A 16,195-nucleotide genomic window follows, 5' to 3' on the forward strand; every position below is an offset into this window, starting at 1 on the left:
CTGATCGATTCGTTGAAGCTTCTGCATTCTGGCAGGAACTGATGCAAGTGCGTTAGCAATTCACCCCAGCACTTCCCGAATTACCCGGCCATGCACGTCGGTTAGCTTGCGGTCGAAGCCGTTGTGGTACCAGGTGAGTTTGTCGTAATCCATGCCGAGCAAGTGAAGCACGGTGGAGTAGAACTCCCAGACGTTGGTCACGAATTCGACGCTGCGGCGGCCGAATTCGTCGGTGGCGCAGTTTCTCCTCGCGCATGACCAAGAGTGGCGCCGGGCGGATTTGAACCGACGGCCTCGAGGTTGTGAGCTTGGCGAGCTACCGGGCTGTTCCGGATTCTTACGAGCAGTGCTTACGCTACTTTGTTCGACCGACCGTCTGTCCCCTGGAGCGATGCATTTTTTGGCTGTCGTCCGCGGCGAGGATTGCCAACAGCGTATCGTCTGTTCCGGGGTCATCGCCAAGCTCCGCGAAGACGGAGTCGGCAGGGACCGCCTCGCCTGCGCTGGTAGCTTCGCTCCCAGTCGGGCGCGTGTTTAGCCAGTTGATAACGATGAGGGCATCCATCGCTGAGCAGGCACCGTCGCCGTTGACGTCCACAAAAGGAGCGTGCGTAAACGGTGTGCTGATGAGAGCAGTGTTACCACTATTCAGCCGGTTAATAATTTCCAGGGCATCAAACGCGGTAACGATTCCGTCGTTATTTACGTCCAGCTCCAGCTGAGTGTTGGTAAAGCCGCCGGTTGGTTGTGCGGAGGTGATGGGCGGGTCGAAGTTACCAGGGATTGGCAAACCGTACTCGTCGCCGAATTGGGCAAAGAGGTCATTGCCGAAAGGAGCGGGGGTGAAGACAACGCCGCCCGGGGAATTCAAACGATCCAGAATTGTTTGCCCCTGCCCAGCGATTCCTCCTCGGCCAACCGCAGTGCCGCCCGAGAGGAGCAGATACCACTCCGCCGCTTCGGCAGGGGAGACACCAGCGCGATCCGGCACCCACAAGCCCAGGTCGGTGATCCCATCGCCGTCAAAATCACCCGCCACCGGCCGTTCCCGCACGCTGGCGAAACCAAAGGTAAAGATCTTGTCAGCCGTGCCGTCAATCGGGCCGAGCGAACTCAGGTTGAGATAGAATTTGTCGGCCGACCAGGAACCAAGATCGTCAACGCCGTCATTATCGAAGTCGCCCACGATGGGGAGGCCGATCATGTTGGTTCCCGGCAACTTGGTATCAACCTTGAAGTCGTGGCCGACCTTATCCAGCAGCCACGTATTGCCCACCTTGAGCGCGACTTCGTCGCCATTGGCGGCATTGCCGTCGAAATTGCCGGCGACGGGAGTGCCATTGACGTTGGTGACCCCCGCAAACAACGGCTGATTGATCGTAACGTCGTTGGCATTCACGACGCCATCGTTATTCACGTCGATCAGCCAGCGGTAACTAGTGCCAACCTTGCCATAGGCGGCCAACTTATCAAAGCCGTCGGCGATGCCCGCGGCGCCTTTGACAAAGTTTCCGGCGAACAGGTTGTCGCTCGTGAAGCCCATCAGATACGTGATATCGCGATGGCTGGCATCGACATTGGTCGGGTCGAACAAGTAGTTGCCATTGGTATCGACGTAAACGCTCCCCGACGCAAAGGTTCCCAGTTCAACACGAGTATCGATCGTGAATCGAGCCACGAAGTTCCCACCGGCTTCGCCGTCACCGCTGGGTAGCGTGGGGCCACCGTTGGGTTCGGCTGCATTGCTCTCGCCATCCAGCTTGTTGCCTGCCGGATCAAGCAGAGTGTCGTTGATGGTCAGGGTGAATCGGTCGTCCGGCAGCGGTTCCGCAAACACCAGCCGCACTTGGGCCGCGGCCAGTCCGCCGACCCCCGGAGGCAGGTTCGTGCCGGGCTCAATGATGATCGCCGAGATGGCAATGATTCCCGACGCATCTCCCCTCAGCACATAGGTGCCAGGTGACGTGGCAGTGACGGGATCAAGAGCCGGGTAGATGAAGCCGGGAGCTCGCTGCGGAAGATCCCGAAAACTGATCAGCAGGCTGTTGGTGAGGGGCGTCGGATGCAGGGCGTTGCCGGCATCCTTCGAATTGAAGAGGTTATACGTCGCCGAAGGAACCGAATTGACTTGGATGTTGGTGACTTGCGGACCAAAAAGGTCAGCGTTGCCGACACCCGGATCTACTGTACCAACGCCGTCGAGATTGCCGAAATCGTAAAGGTTGATGGAATTCGGTGTCGTGCCACGGACCCGCACATAGATGCGATTGAACTGGGAATTTGCCGAATCATTGGTCGCCCCGAACGTAGCCGTCTTGCTGTTTCCAGCGGCGTTCGCCACGCCACTGGTGATCAGGTTGCCGGTGGCGTCATAGATGTCGAGGGACAGATCGCCATCTCCCGGCAGACCTGCTCGGCCATTCGCCAAGGTCGCGATCTTGTCGAACAAGATCTTCACGGCAAAGGTGCCGGTGGCTTGTGGGCGGAATTCGTACCAGTCCTCATCGCCGTTCACTTCAAAGGGGCTTGCAATTGCACCGGGATCAATACTGGGACTGGTAGTGTTCTGGCCCACGCGCGCCAGCTGGCCCGCATTGAGCCGACTGTCATTGGACTCAAACGGATCGGTGGGGAAGATGAGAATCCGGCCGTTGCCATCCGTACCAGTCCCGCCGGTGATGGAATTCAGCGGAGTGATGTCCACACGCTTCATGTTCTTGTAGACCACCGGCTTGAAGCCGCCGATGGTGATCGAGCCGGAGCGGCCGTCGGGGCCTTGCCGCTGGATGTTGAGATCGCCCAGACCGAGGTCCTGAACGATCAGGCGGGCGTTGGCGTCACCAGCGTCCACGTCGAACCGATTGCTGGCGGCTGGGTTTGCGGTTTGCAAGGAATCGATGACGCCGATGCGGATCAGATCGTCACCCATCAGGGTGTTGATGCCGATGATCTCGGTTCCATTGGCCGTATGTGTGAGGCCGTTCACTGTCGTATTGACCGCGGTTGCGGAGACTTGCTGAGAATCGATTACGTCGTTGACGTTCGTGCCGTTGTAAACAACGTGGTCCGTTCCCAGGCCGCCGTTGACGATGATGGCGCCCGCGCCGCTATAGTCAAAGGCCGGGCTGAGCAGCGAGCGAAAGGTGCCGGTGCTGTCGGCATTAATCGTCGCCGTGTCGTTGCCTAGGCCGCCGTTCATGGTGAGCGGGAAGCCACCTAGACCCTGAAAGATGATCTGCTCCACGCCGCCGGGCGAGGAGTCGTAGTTGAGGGGAGGGCAAGCGTCGAAGAACTGGCCCGTGGTGATTCGCGTGTCGCCAGCTTGGAAGGTGCCGTTGCCGTTCGTGTCGACCAGGATCGTTGCGGAGCCAGCGTCCAAGGCAGAGAAGATGACCGGGCTTGTGCCCGGGGTTTCTACTTCCAGCACGTCTCCTTGGTCGCCGGTCGTTGCTGCCGGCGTACCGCCGGCGACTTTCACGTCCATCGACCAATCGACCTGGTTGGGGGCCGGCATGCGAATGACGATGTCGTCGTCGCCTGCCATGGCGTCGATATTCAGTAGACCGATGATTGTCGGGTCGGCTGCGTTGCCGCCGACATTCGTGTATAGGACTTCGATACCGTCGTTGACAACCGCAGTGAAGTCGCGCCGACCGTCGGTGCCGGTGTGAGTGCTGCTGTCGCGGGCAATGACCGTGATGTCGTCATCGGCATTGGTGCCGAGAATTAGCACGCATTGGGGTGAGTCAATCGTGATGGCCTCGATGTGATCGTAACTAATGCGCTCATTGACACCGCCGAACACCACGCCTCCCTCATCGCGTTCAGGTCCAGCTTCCAACAGGGCGGGGCTGCCACTGGCTAGTACCACGAGTCGATCGCCCGCGCTCGTGCCGATCGGATCGCCGCCGTCCACAAACACTGGGAAAGCTACGGGCGCGACGTTGAAGGTGTCATTCCCACTCAACCCGAACAAGAGGTAGTCCTCAACGGCGAGAGTTCGCACGGGAACCTGACTGTTGAGCCCGATCGAAGGACCCACGACCAGTGGCGCCGGAACGGTGAAGGTGTCCGCACCAGAGGTTCCACGGTAGAGCAGTTGATCAGAACCTTCCTTGCCGTCCACAATCAGCGCGGAGCCGAAGTCTTGATAGGTAACCAGCAAGGGGGCCGGTGCAGCGGGGCCAGCAAATTCCAGTTGTCCCGCTGCCGTCGAAACGGTCGACGAGGTATGCGTAAATTGGTCGTCCAGCGCGGTGCCGTTGACCGCAAGCTGGTTCGTCGCGACTGTCGGGGTGCTCCCCTGCACGTCCAAGTGTTGAATACTGGTGAAAACGACGTCGCCAAAACCAGTTTGTGAGATTGTCTGGGAAGCCAAGTCGACGGTCACATCGGCGCCACCTTGCGCGATATAGGCCAACAGATCAGAGTCCACGCCGGTGTTGATGCTGATCGACACATATGGCCCCGGCTCAACGGTGATGGCATCAATGGCCGTCGTATACTCCAGCGCCATGGTGTCGTCACCAGCGAGATCGTGAGTGAATTGCGTCACTTGATCGCCGAGGAATACCTGGGTGACAGCGCCTGCTCCGCCAATAATGGTGCCGTCGCTGTTCGTGCCAGGCAGGGCGTTGGTAGTAAGGCTCAGCGTATCGCTGCCTGTCCCGGTGACGAAGTTGAGGGACTCGACGCTTTGGTACGACACAGTCGAGTACAGCACCGCGGTTTCTGGGCCGGCGCTTTGCGTGGTGAATTGGAAGAAACCGTTGTTGCCGAGTTCGGGCGAAAAGTAGATCGTGTCGTTCGATCCCGCGATGGGTTCGTTTACGACCAGCGAATCCAAGCCGCCGGCGCCGTAAAGTTTCACTGCTTCGATGAAACTGAAGTTCACAGCGGTGGTGTTGATTGTGACCTGGCCGGATGCGAAGTCGGCGCCCGGAGTGTAAATCAACGAATCCGTTACGGTGCGGCCATTGAGGATCAACTGATCACCGTTGTGAAAATCGCCTCCCGTGACGTTGATCTCGGTGAGCGAAGTGCCGGCCTTAGGATCGATGACAAACGTGTCGTCACCCGAGCGGCCGCCGAGATTGAGCGTGGTCGGATTGTTTTTGAGCACAATGGTGGCGTTGGCATCCACCCGCAGTTCGGTCGTCGCTCCAGTGCCGATCACGTGGATTTCATTGCCGCTATCTGGCGCGAAGTAGTTGACCGTCTGTCCGCTGCCGCCCAGCCCCAACTCTTCGATATTGGCGAACTCCGTGATGGCGTTGTCGAGCGACAACAATCCGAATCCACCACCCGGCCAAGGCGCGCCGGCGCCCACGGCGAACGGATAGTCGCTGAGCAGGATGTTGGTCGTGATGCTGGCGTATTCGACACGGTCGAAGCCGTCGCCAAGGTCGATCGCCAGGCCGCCAGAAAATTGCTCGATGTTGGTGATCACGACGTCGTCGTCGCCGCCGCCCGTGCCCAGGGCGATTTCTTCCACGTTGGACAGAATGTAGGTATTCGTCTGCCCATTGACCGTAAGCGTGAGCGTGTTCCCGGCAAAGCTCATGCTCACCACATCGCTATTATCAAAGCTGTTGATGAGCAAGATGTCGCGGCCGGCCCCGCCGTCGATCGTCTTCGTAGTACCCGAGGCTCCAAGCGTGTGAATGAATTTGTCCGTGCCCGCTCCGCCCTGCACATTGTCGTTTCCCAGGCCCATCAAAAGCGTATCGTTGCCGTCACCCAGCAGGACCGTGGAATTTTTGCCGAAGGCTGTCAGATCGACGTTGTCATCTTCATCCCCCACGTCCACGGTCACATCGCCGGAAGCCGCAGCGGCACCGATGAGCCCCAGCGTTGTCAGAATGCCGGTCATGATGGCCGGGTTCAACAGATCGGGTGGCGCCCCGTCCGGCAGCTTGAGCACGTACGCGGCGGCCAACTGTGCTGGAATCTCCGCGGCCAGCAGTGACACGGCCAAGGGGCCGATCGGGACGATCGCGCTCGCTTGAGGCAGCGCTCGCAGACCGCTGATCAGCGAGAACTCGACATCGATCTGATTCGTGGCATCATCGAGGTCAAGAGAGGGAGTTCCCGGATCCGCCGGGTTTAGTGAGATAAGTCCACTGGACGTGAGGATGCCTTGGATCGCCCCGACGCATTGCAATGTGCCGACGCCTAGGGGCGCTTCGACGGGACCTGCGCATTCCATCGGCCCGGCTACCGTACCAGAAGTAACAACCAGCGTTGCATGATTGTTCTCATCGCCTGTCAGGGTAACGGTGATGCTCTCGAGAAAGTCCGGGTTGAACGCACCGGGGGAAAAGAATAAACCGTTCGGAGTGTCTTCCGTGTAGGTCAGCCATTGGTCGTCGGTGGTCAACTTGACATTGTTGGTCTCGTTCGCAAACGCGGTGTAAGAAGCTGCCGCGATGGCGGCGAGCAGGCGACGGTCTTCGAGCTGCTCCAGCCGCGGCCGGTAGTTCGGCCGATTGCGCCGCTGGCGAAGTTTGCGTACCAATGAAGCCTGGGATCGGGCTGCGACAGAGGCGATTTTCTTTGGCACGGTAGCTGACCTAAAGTTTCTGCAGGCTTAACAACCACAACAACCATGTGGTTTATGTCAGTTAGGCAGGCTAGTTGGGGGGGATTCAGTTGTCAAATTGCCCCTCCCGCAGAGAGTCTCGCGCGCAAAAAAAGGCCGAGTCAGCGCGGAGCTGACTCGGCCTTGAGAATGCCGAATGGCTGGAAGGAATCAAAACCTTTTACCAGCGGTACTCGAGACGGACGTTGAACCCGTCGAAGGTGATCGCATTCATCGTATCGCTCAAGCTGGCAAAGTCGTTGGTCTGAACTGCTTGAATCCACTGGTTCTGAGGAATCGAGTTGAACCACCCGGCGACCATATACCCGCCGGTCACCCGCCAGCGGCCGCAGCAACTTTGCCAGCCGGCACCAAGTTCCAGGTCGAGAATGCTGATGACACGCCCAGCCTTCCAGGTCGTATCCACGATAAGTGGATCGACATCGCTGAACTGGGTATAGCGGCCGCGGAATTCGCCAGCCACGAAGCTGGCCGAGGTTTTGCCATAAATCAGAAAGCCACTGTTGCCGGCAAAACGCATGGCGTCCATCCCGACCCGCATGCCGCCGCCGTCAAAATCCATGTTGCTGACGAGCGTGTCGATGGTTCCCGTGCCGGAATAGACTCCGGTGAAATCCTGCTTCAGGCCCGCATAGCGAACGCCAAACTGGTAGTTAACGGCCCACAAATCGCCGGCCGACCAGACGGCCCGGTAATCGGCGTCAACCAAGTCAAATTTGACATCTGAATTGGCGAAGGCGTCCAGAAAATCCGAACCCGCGTTCGCCGTGCCCGGATGAAATACCAGACTCCGCAGGACGAGCGGCGCCGCGGTGCCGACCGTGTCGGTGCTGCTGCTTTGAAAGCGGCTGTAAGTAAGCGAGACGCTGGTGCAATCGTCCAAGGCTCCTGTCCCGCCGATCCGAAAGCCGGCCGAGTAGTCAGGGTCAGCGACGGCGGTCGGGCCCACCTGGACCGGCACTGCGGGGGGAGGGACGATGGCACCGTTGATCGGCACGGCATACGCCACTTCAACGCCGCGGGCTCGCAGCAGCATTATTTCACCAAAGATCCCGCTGCGGTGTGCCCAGACGGGAGAGCAATCCTCATAATCGCTAAGGTCCACCTGGCTGACCTGGTCCGGTGCTGGGGCCAAGCCACTTCCAGTGACGGTGCCAAGATCTGCTTCTCCGCTGACGAGCAGGAACTCACCTGGGCGCGGAAGGGCCTCGTAGCCAAAGCTGAGTTGCCCATCCGGCCAGCCGGAAGCGGCCGCATACGACGGCCCTTCCAAGGCAAGCTCGGCGCAATGGGCCTGACCCGCATAGGCCAAATAGGCGAATGCCACGAACAAAACGCGCCAATAGCATTTCATGGTTGGTTCCATATAAGCGGCATATCCCTCACTTGGGATATCGTGCCTCCCAACCGGCTCGATGATAAGAAACGGGATGCGCCAATTAAGCGTTGCCTGCGGGAAAACCGGAACGAATGCGAAGACCCGCACGACTGGCATGCGTGGAATAACCGCGCAAGTCGAAAAAGAGCCCGGGTTCGACAAGATCGGGAACGGAGGTTTTTCACGCAGGATGACGTGCAGATAGCTTGGTGCCTTCCACCGCCATGGTTCGGCTGGACTGCAGTAGAAGCCGACAGCGTTTCGCCCTCTTGATTAGGTCTGCTCGCTTGGCTGAAGTTGCGAGCCAAAGGCCGAAGGCATGTTTCCGTTGGGTTGTGGATCATTAGCCAATGATCCACCGCCGTCAGGATGATGAGTGCTGTGAGTGCCGGAACTGCGTGACGCAAACTGCTGCCGGCCGACCTTCGCTGCCGTAAGTCTTCCATCCGCGCCGAGCCGCAGCCGAAACTTTGTTCACAGACCGGGGAGGTTTGTGAATGTGACCTGCAGTATCTCTCGGGAGCGGCGCGCTTGCGTGTTCACAAACCCCGCCGGTTTGTGAACACCCGCCGATTCCATCCGTTTGGACTTGCGTCGAATCGCCCGCCACTCTGCTCACGACACCATCGCCCCTGCGGCGGTGGTTCATTGGCTTTTGCCCTACCTCGTCCAGCCAGATGCAAGAGTGCCGGAACTGCGTGAGACCACTCGTTGCCGGCCTACTCTTCAATTGACGTAAGTCTTCGTTTCGGCAACTTCACTGAGAAAACTTTGTTCACAAACCAGGCAGGTTTGTGAACGCTACGTGCCGTATCTCTCGGGTGCGGCGCGCCTGACTGTTCACAAACCCCCTGGGTTTGTGAACACCCACCACTTCCTCACGTTTGAACTTACGTCGACGCAAACCTCGACTCCCGTGATACTCACCAAGAGCGTCTCCTCCTGTTGTGGTGAAAAGCATGCCGACGTTTTCACCACAACCACCCGCCAACCAAAACACAGCGACCATTTTTCGCTGTGCGTTTCAACCAGGATGTAAAAGATCGCGTCGCACCTGCGCGCAGGTACACCTCCCATGATTAGATGCCCCGACCATGACTAGTCTGGTCACGTTCTGGCGAGAATTTCAGGGAATTTCAGCGTAGGCCGGAACTGCGTGAGTACACCGGTTGCCGGCCTACTCTTTGTCGCCGAACGATTTCATCCAGAACCAGGTTTCGGGCTGGGTGCTTTCGTAGCCGGCGCGGCGATAGACGGCTTGGGCTCGCTGGTTGTCGCTACGAACTTCGAGCGTGATGCGGCAACAGCCGAGGGACTGAGCTTCGGCGTCGACGGCTGCCAAGAGAGCCGTGCCAACACCTTGGCCGCGAGCGGTGGGGGCCACGGCAATGTCGTGAATGTTGATCAGCGGAGCGCCGCGGAACGACGAGAAGCCGATCATACAGATAGCAACTCCCAGAGGCTGGTCGGCTTCATCGAAGGCGACAAAGACTCGCGCGCCGCCATGCTGGAGCAAACCGGGAATCAGGTTCTGCCGGGCTTGAGGCGACAGCGGGGCACTGCTGCCGAATTCGTCCTGCGAGTACATGTCGAGCAGGTCGACAACAGTGCGGGCATCGGCTGCGTTGGTCAATTCGGCGAGGCGAACGTGCATGAATCGTTATTCACCTTCAGAAGGTCGTTCGTACTCGAACTCTTTCCACTTCATGGCCTGGCGGAAGGGTTCGATGCGGAGCATGACCTCGCCATCCTGCAGAATGCGGACGGTACCGCTCGATTGACTGACGACAATCGCGATGGCATGCGTCGCTTTACTGATGGCTGCTCCGGCCCAGTGCCGGGCACCAAGCCCCTTCGAGACCGTGAGGTCAGCATAGGGGGCGTCGACAAGCTGAGCCGCTTTTTCGACGAGACCTTCCGGCGAGACGATGAACGCGCCATCGAGCACGGCCACCTCTTTGATTGCTTCGCGAACGCGGGGATCGTGCAGATCACGTTCGGCCCGCGGATAGCCCCGGACGGGGTCGAACCCAGCAGGTTGGCTGTGCTGCAGCACCTTGCGAGTATCACCCACGACGAACATGGTGCCGACGGCTTTCCCTTCGCGACCCTCGCGGCCGATATCGACCGCCAGGTCGACGACGACCTTGAGGGTATCGAGCGGGACGCTGGTTTCGAGCTGCCGCAGGTCGCGAGCGGTCAAGCGGCCCAGGTGTTCGTCGAGGTGAATGAAGCTGATCGAGTCGATGCACTCGGAATCGAAGCCCGAGTAAGCCACGACGGCTCCCGCACCGGGAGCGAGGATTTCGCGAGCCACACCCGTGAGGAGGGCTTGCGTCAGACGTTCGAAAACGGGAGCTTCGGACATATCGAGCAGAATGGTCTGCAGACCGGCTTCGACCGCTCCTTCGACTTCCTCGGCCTTATCGGCGGTGATGACGATCTGCAGTCCGTCGAGCTTTTGCTTGAGGGCCACCCAGTCGGTCGGTCCCGGCAGCAGCACGAGCACAGCCGACGCCTCTTGCTCTCGGCAGAGGTTCGCTGCGAGAGTCAAAAAACCGGCCAGTTGATCGTCGAATTTGACGGGCTTCATGCAGGCAGCTAACGGGGGCAGCGTGATGAGAGGGGATAGCAAGAGGGACGGCGGAATCGTAAGCAACACCGCCCGAAAGAGCAACCGCCGCGAGTGCGAATCAGAGGGATTTTGTTGAACCTTTCCCCGCTGAAGGCTACGCTACGGCGAACTTTTACCGAAAGAGCCGATTATGACGACAAATCGCGAACCTGGTGACCTGCGAGCCGATTTTTCCCGCCGGCACTTCCTGACATTTTCGTCAGCTGCCGTTGCCGGATCGCTGATGAGTGGCACAGCCTGGCACTCCGCCGTCGCCCAGCCGGCCACGGACGGCGTAACTTCGCCAGCGAAGGCCAGCCGCAAGCTGCGAGTGGCGGCGATCAACTCGATCTTTCGGCTCCGCTCGCACGCCTACCACATTGTGGGGCGGCTGGTGCATGGCTACCCAGTCGACGGCTTCCACCATCAGCCCAACGTGGAAGTGGTGCGGATGTTCAACGACCAGCAACCGGCCGAGGATCTGGGGCCCAGCTTTTGTAGGGACCACGGCATTCAGCTGTGTACCACGGTCGAAGAAACCCTGCTGGCGGCCGACAAGCTGGATCTCGATGGTATCGTGCTCATCATCGAGCACGGCGATTACCCAATCAACGAGCGGAAGCAAGTGCAGTATCCCCGGCACAAGTATTTCATGGAGATTGTGAAGGCGTTTCGCAAGAGCGGCCGTAGCGTACCAGTGTTTGTCGATAAGCACCTGAGTTACGACCACGAGCAGGCGGCCGAAATGGTCAGCACCGCCAAGAAGATGGACTTCGGCCTGATGGCTGGTTCGTCGCTGCCGGTCACCTGGAGGATGCCGGAGATCGAGCCTCCGCTGGGGACCAAGTTCCAAGAAGGTATGTGCGTGTTTGGGTTCGATCGCGGCGTGCCCGAGATTTACTTCTTCCATGCTCTCGAAACGCTGCAGTGCATGCTGGAGCGACGAGCGGGTGGCGAGACCGGCGTGAAAAAGGTCACGTGGCTGCAAGGCGACGATGTGTGGAAGGCCGGCGATGCGGGCCGCTGGTCATGGTCGCTGCTCAATGCCGCCGTGAGACGTTGCAGCAGTATGAACGTGGGGCCAATTCGCGAGAATGTTCGCAACCCGCAAGCGATTTTGGTGGAGTACAACGACGGCACCAAGGGATCGGCGATTAACCTGATCGAGCAAGTTTCGGAATTTGCCTTTGCCGGTACCACCGCAGGCGTGAAAGAACCCGTTTCCTCCTGCTTCTATTTGCCCGCGCCGCCGGGAGCCGCGTTCTTCAATCCGCTGACGTGGCACATCGAACAGTTTTTGGCAACGGGCAAATCACCATATCCGGCCGAGCGAACTCAGCTAACTTCGACGGTCCTCGATCTGGCCTGTCGGCTGGCTCATGAAAAGCGCGATTCGATGACCAGCGAAGCGCTCAACATCCGTTATCAGGCTCCGGCTTCGAGCGGATTCTTTCGCGGGCCGATAGTGAACTTGCAGTAGAGGCAATTGACTCATAGAACTTGAGCCGGAAGCGTTCGTGTCCGCAGAGTATTTGCAGTGGCCGACGAACCCTCCGGGTGCCAACGCTTCCGACCACTGAACCCGTGCTCACCGAAAACGTAAGGACAAGATGTCGACCGAAGGAGAGATTATCGAAGCATGGCCAACGTGCCCTGAGTGCGGCGCGAATCGCCATGCGGAGTGCTTGGTTTGTGGCTCGGTGGCGGAGTTCTTTCCGGCCGCCTATCAAGCAGACGATCGCGACGAGTCGTTGCGGGTGTGCGAAGCTTGCGATGATACTGCCGAACTGAGGTACTTTCGCCGCTGCCCGCGTTGCAATTACGATTTTGGCGATGGCTACGAATTGCCCGCGCCGGAGCCCAGAGGCGACTACGATCGCTTTCCGGTTAGCCGCCTCGAATGGCTGTTGCTGGGGGGCATGGCGGCGGGAATGGCAGCCTTGCTGGGCTATTTCGCCTGGCTCTTCCGCAAATGAACTGGCTTGCCGTTCGCGGCTGTGGCGGGCGCAACCTTTTCAAGCAGGGCAAGCAACTTCTTTCGGCCGACCGGTGCTTTCCACCAGCGCTCAAAGGCGAGATAGCCAACTTTGGCCTGCGTCGCGTGCTGCCGACTCGATACTTTGAGGGCAGTGCGCTCAGCAGCGGGCAACTCGCTGGCCAGTTCCTGGTACTGAGCGCCGGCTGCCAGATCATCGCAGATTTTCCCCAATTGCTCCTGCAAGGCTTCGAGCGCCGCGTAGAGCTGTTTGCCCAACTGCTTGGGAAGTGACGGCAAACCAATCTCGAGGGCGTAGCGAACTCGCTTGCCTTCGATGCGCAGCGGATGAATCTTGAGCAGGCTTGGTTTTGCGCCGCGCAGTTGCTTGGTCAATGTTGATGAGACGTTTGCAAATTGCAGAGCAAACCAATTGCCGAATTCTGCGGGGTCGCCCGGTTGATCGTCGGCCTTCGCAGCACGCTGCTTTTTCAGCGTTGCCTTGGTGCAATCGCGGAGTTTGCCCGACTTGATTTTCTTCTCGTAAGTGTGCCGGAGTTTATCAGCGGCCTTCGCTTGCTTGTCTTTCAAGACTTTAAGAAAGTCGCCGAGCAGCTTGCGGGTGGGTTTGTCGAGTGATTGTTGGAGAACGTCGCAATCGCGGGCATCGCCGGCCCGCTTGCGAGCCTTATTGAGAATTTTGGCGAGTTCCGCGGCAGCTTCCGCCGGAAGGACGGGCTCGAAGAGCTTTAAGGCCGCCAAGGAACGGCGGGACCAGACTCGCAATTGATGAATGTCGTAAACGCGCGGCGATTTGCGCTTGGCAACTTGCTGCCAATAGCTCACGGCCGCCTGCACACGCTGTTTGATCACTTCGCGGGCGAGCTTATCCACCGGCGCGTTGGCCGTGGCAGCGGCGGGAATGCGGTCCAGCTTGGTCATGGCGAACGTGAATCAAGAGGCGGGTCGAGGAGAGAAGCGCCCCTCTATTCTAATTCGCGCGGTTGCCAGACGTGTTTCAATTCGGCCTTGTTTTCCTTGTTAATTTCTCGCCAGTCGTCGACGGGAAACTCCAACCAGGCGAGGGCAGCGGTGCTCAGCGGGCGATAGTTGCCCGTGACCGCTTCCAGCAGTTCTTCCAGCCCAGGATTGTGCCCAATGAGCAGTACCCGCGAGGCTTCGGCTGGAAACGCCTGGATGGTCGTCAGCAGGCGATCGGCCCAGGCTTCGTAAACATCGCCGGTGATGCGGGTTTCGCCGCGATAGCCGCTGGTTTCGGAGACAAGCTCGGCCGTGCGGCGGGTCCGTTTCGCCGAAGAGCAGACGATCAAGTCGGGCAAGAGATTCTCATCGAGCAAAAGCTGGCCCATCCGCGGAGCATCGCGTTTGCCACGCTTATTCAGCGGGCGATCGTGATCGTCCAGGTCCGAGTCTTTCCAGCTCGACTTAGCGTGACGCAGCAGCAGGAGTGTCTTCATGGGTGCCAATCTGATGAACAATGGTGAATGCCGGGACCTAGCCCGCGGCGGTCGCCGAACGATGTGGCTCAAAGGTAGTACGCTGCGATTGCTCGGCTTCCTTCACTCGCTGCCGAGCCTCGTCGTAGAGCAGCTCTTGGCTGCGGCGCCGCTTGGTCTTGCTCTTCTTCGGCCGCACGTACGAGCCATCAGCTTTTAGCTGGCGCGCTTTGACGTTGTCTTCAAAATAGATATCCAAAATCGAAATCAGGCGCTGTTTGCAATGAGTATCTTCGATCGGAGCGAGGAGCTCGATGCGCCGATCCAAGTTGCGCGGCATCCAGTCGGCGCTGGAGATAAACACGAGATCGTCGCCGCCATGATGAAATCGCAAGATGCGAGCGTGTTCGAGGTAGCGATCGACAATGCTGATGACGGAGATGTTTTCGCTCAGTCCTTCAACGCCCGGCTTCAAGCAGCAGACGCCGCGAATGTTAAGGCGAATCTTGACGCCGGCCTGCGAAGCTGCATACAAGGCGGAGATCAACTCAGGATCGACGAGCGAATTGATCTTGGCGTCGATCAGTGCTTTCTGGCCTTCCTTTTTGCGGCGAGTTTCCCCTTCGATCAGTTCCAACAAGCGAGTGCGCAAACCCGTGGGGGCAGCTTCGATCTTGCGATATCGCTGCGGCTGCGAGTAACCAGTGATCGCATTGAAGAAGCTGACGGCGTCAGCGCCCAGTTCTTCGTTATTCGTGAGCAAGCTCGCGTCGCTATACAGGCGCGACGTCATCTCGTTGTAGTTACCCGTGCCGATATGTACGTACCGCTGCACGCCATGCGGTTCGCGCCGCACAATGATGCAAAGCTTGGCGTGTGTCTTGAGCCCTTTCACGCCATAGATGACTTGCACACCGGCTTCTTCGAGACTGCGCGCCCATTCGATGTTGCGAGCCTCATCAAAGCGGGCCTTCAACTCGACAATAGCAGTTACATACTTGCCTCGCCGAGCCGCTTCGGCCAGCGCCGCAACAATCGGACTATTCCGGCTGGTGCGATACAAAATCTGCTTGATGGCGAGCACGTCGGGATCAACGGCCGCTTCCTGCACCAGTCGCACCACGGGCTCAAAGGTTTGATACGGGTGATACAGCAGCACATCGCGGCGGGCAATGATCTCGAGCAGTTTCGAACCGGGATCGATATCGAGCGAAGGCTGCGGCGGCCAGGCCTCGTTGCGCAAGGCATCGAAGCCGTGCAGATCGGCGAGGGGCATAAAGCTGGAAAGTTCCAGCGGGCCGTCGATGCGAAAGACCGCATCGTCAGCAACTTCGAGCGATTCTTGCAGAAACGCAAGCATTTCGGGACGAACATTCGCGGCGACTTCCAAGCGAACGCACTGACCGTGTTTGCGAGCCGTGAGAATGCCCTGCATGCCGGCCATCACGTCCGGCGCCAAGTCGTCACGCAGGCTGAAGTCGGCATTGCGCGTGATCCGAAATGCCGCATGCGACTCAATGATCTCGCCGGGAAAGAACCGATCCAAGAATCGGCCCACGGCATCTTCGAGCAACACATACGAATAGCCTCGCTCGGCGCCGGCCGTCAAAAATCGACTAAGCGCGCGGCCCAAAGGAATGAGCGCAAAGCGAGGCTGCTGTGGAGTGGCTGCTTCGGCCCGCAACTGCACGCACAGGTGCAGATGCACATTCATGATGAGCGGAAACTCGATGCCCGGCGAAACAGCCATCGGGGTGAGCACCGAAAAGATCTCGTTCTCAAACACCTGTTCGACGGATTTTAGTCGGCGTTCGGTGAGTTCGGTACCACGCAGATGCCGAATGCCGGCTTCCTGCAACTTGGCTTCGACCTCCTTGAAAATAGCCTGCTGATCCGCAGCAAAGCGATGCGCGCGAACGCTGATGGCATCCATTTGCTGTTGCGGGGTGAGCCCCGAGGGATCGGCCGAGGTGATCCCCTGTTCGATGAGCAACTTCAGGCCACCGACGCGGACCATGAAGAATTCGTCGAGATTCGAGGCGGTAATGGCCAGGAAACGCAGCCGTTCGAGCAGAGGATTGGTCTCGTCGGCCGCTTCATCCAGCACGCGCTGATTAAACTCGAGCCAGCTGAGTTCGCGGTTCAGGAATTTGGAAGTCGATTCGGACAT

The 16,195-nt window shown here is 59.1% G+C and carries 10 protein-coding genes; 2 read left to right on the plus strand and 8 right to left on the minus strand.

The annotated features are described in order from the left end of the window. Positions 1 to 60 precede the first annotated feature (60 nt). The 5 genes from NA78x_RS16530 to NA78x_RS16550 form a co-directional block, all read right to left on the minus strand. Positions 61 to 456, minus strand: a complete 396-nt coding sequence (locus NA78x_RS16530) for a DUF1501 domain-containing protein (protein ID WP_425613473.1) — start codon at positions 454 to 456, stop codon at positions 61 to 63. Beyond that, complete coding sequence (locus NA78x_RS16535; RefSeq protein WP_425613474.1) at positions 356 to 6,517, minus strand: dockerin type I domain-containing protein; 6,162 nt, start codon at positions 6,515 to 6,517, stop codon at positions 356 to 358. Before NA78x_RS16535 ends, NA78x_RS16530 begins: the two co-directional genes overlap by 101 nt. 244 nt (positions 6,518 to 6,761) lie before the next feature. After that, positions 6,762 to 8,096 (minus strand): Lpg1974 family pore-forming outer membrane protein, encoded by a 1,335-nt coding sequence (locus NA78x_RS16540; protein ID WP_425613475.1) that lies wholly within the window; start codon positions 8,094 to 8,096, stop codon positions 6,762 to 6,764. A gap of 1,060 nt (positions 8,097 to 9,156) precedes the next feature. Beyond that, on the minus strand, positions 9,157 to 9,633 hold the full coding sequence (locus NA78x_RS16545; protein WP_425613476.1) for a GNAT family N-acetyltransferase: 477 nt from the start codon (positions 9,631 to 9,633) through the stop codon (positions 9,157 to 9,159). Between the two features lie 6 nt (positions 9,634 to 9,639). After that, positions 9,640 to 10,572 carry a DNA integrity scanning protein DisA nucleotide-binding domain protein gene (locus NA78x_RS16550; RefSeq protein WP_425613477.1) on the minus strand — a complete coding sequence of 311 codons (933 nt, stop codon included), beginning with the start codon at positions 10,570 to 10,572 and terminating at the stop codon, positions 9,640 to 9,642. A gap of 172 nt (positions 10,573 to 10,744) precedes the next feature. On the opposite strand from NA78x_RS16550, the gene NA78x_RS16555 reads away from it, so the two are divergent. Continuing rightward, on the plus strand, positions 10,745 to 12,073 hold the full coding sequence (locus NA78x_RS16555; protein WP_425613478.1) for a hypothetical protein: 1,329 nt from the start codon (positions 10,745 to 10,747) through the stop codon (positions 12,071 to 12,073). A 130-nt stretch (positions 12,074 to 12,203) separates the two neighbouring features. Continuing rightward, entirely contained in the window at positions 12,204 to 12,569 is a 366-nt protein-coding gene (locus NA78x_RS16560) for a hypothetical protein (RefSeq protein WP_425613479.1), read from the plus strand. Here the strand turns inward: NA78x_RS16560 and NA78x_RS16565 are convergent. The 3 genes from NA78x_RS16565 to ppk1 are packed head-to-tail and all read right to left on the minus strand — an operon-like array spanning position 12,542 to position 16,195. Next, on the minus strand, positions 12,542 to 13,510 hold the full coding sequence (locus NA78x_RS16565; protein ID WP_425613480.1) for a CHAD domain-containing protein: 969 nt from the start codon (positions 13,508 to 13,510) through the stop codon (positions 12,542 to 12,544). The genes NA78x_RS16560 and NA78x_RS16565 overlap by 28 nt on opposite strands. A 44-nt stretch (positions 13,511 to 13,554) precedes the next feature. Further along, complete coding sequence (locus tag NA78x_RS16570; RefSeq protein ID WP_425613481.1) at positions 13,555 to 14,046, minus strand: SixA phosphatase family protein; 492 nt, start codon at positions 14,044 to 14,046, stop codon at positions 13,555 to 13,557. A 37-nt stretch (positions 14,047 to 14,083) separates the two neighbouring features. Then, positions 14,084 to 16,195, minus strand: coding sequence for a polyphosphate kinase 1 (ppk1, locus tag NA78x_RS16575; RefSeq protein ID WP_425613482.1), 2,112 nt, complete (start codon positions 16,193 to 16,195; stop codon positions 14,084 to 14,086).

Origin of the sequence: Anatilimnocola aquadivae (assembly GCF_049819085.1) — a bacterium.
GTDB lineage: Bacteria > Planctomycetota > Planctomycetia > Pirellulales > Pirellulaceae > Anatilimnocola.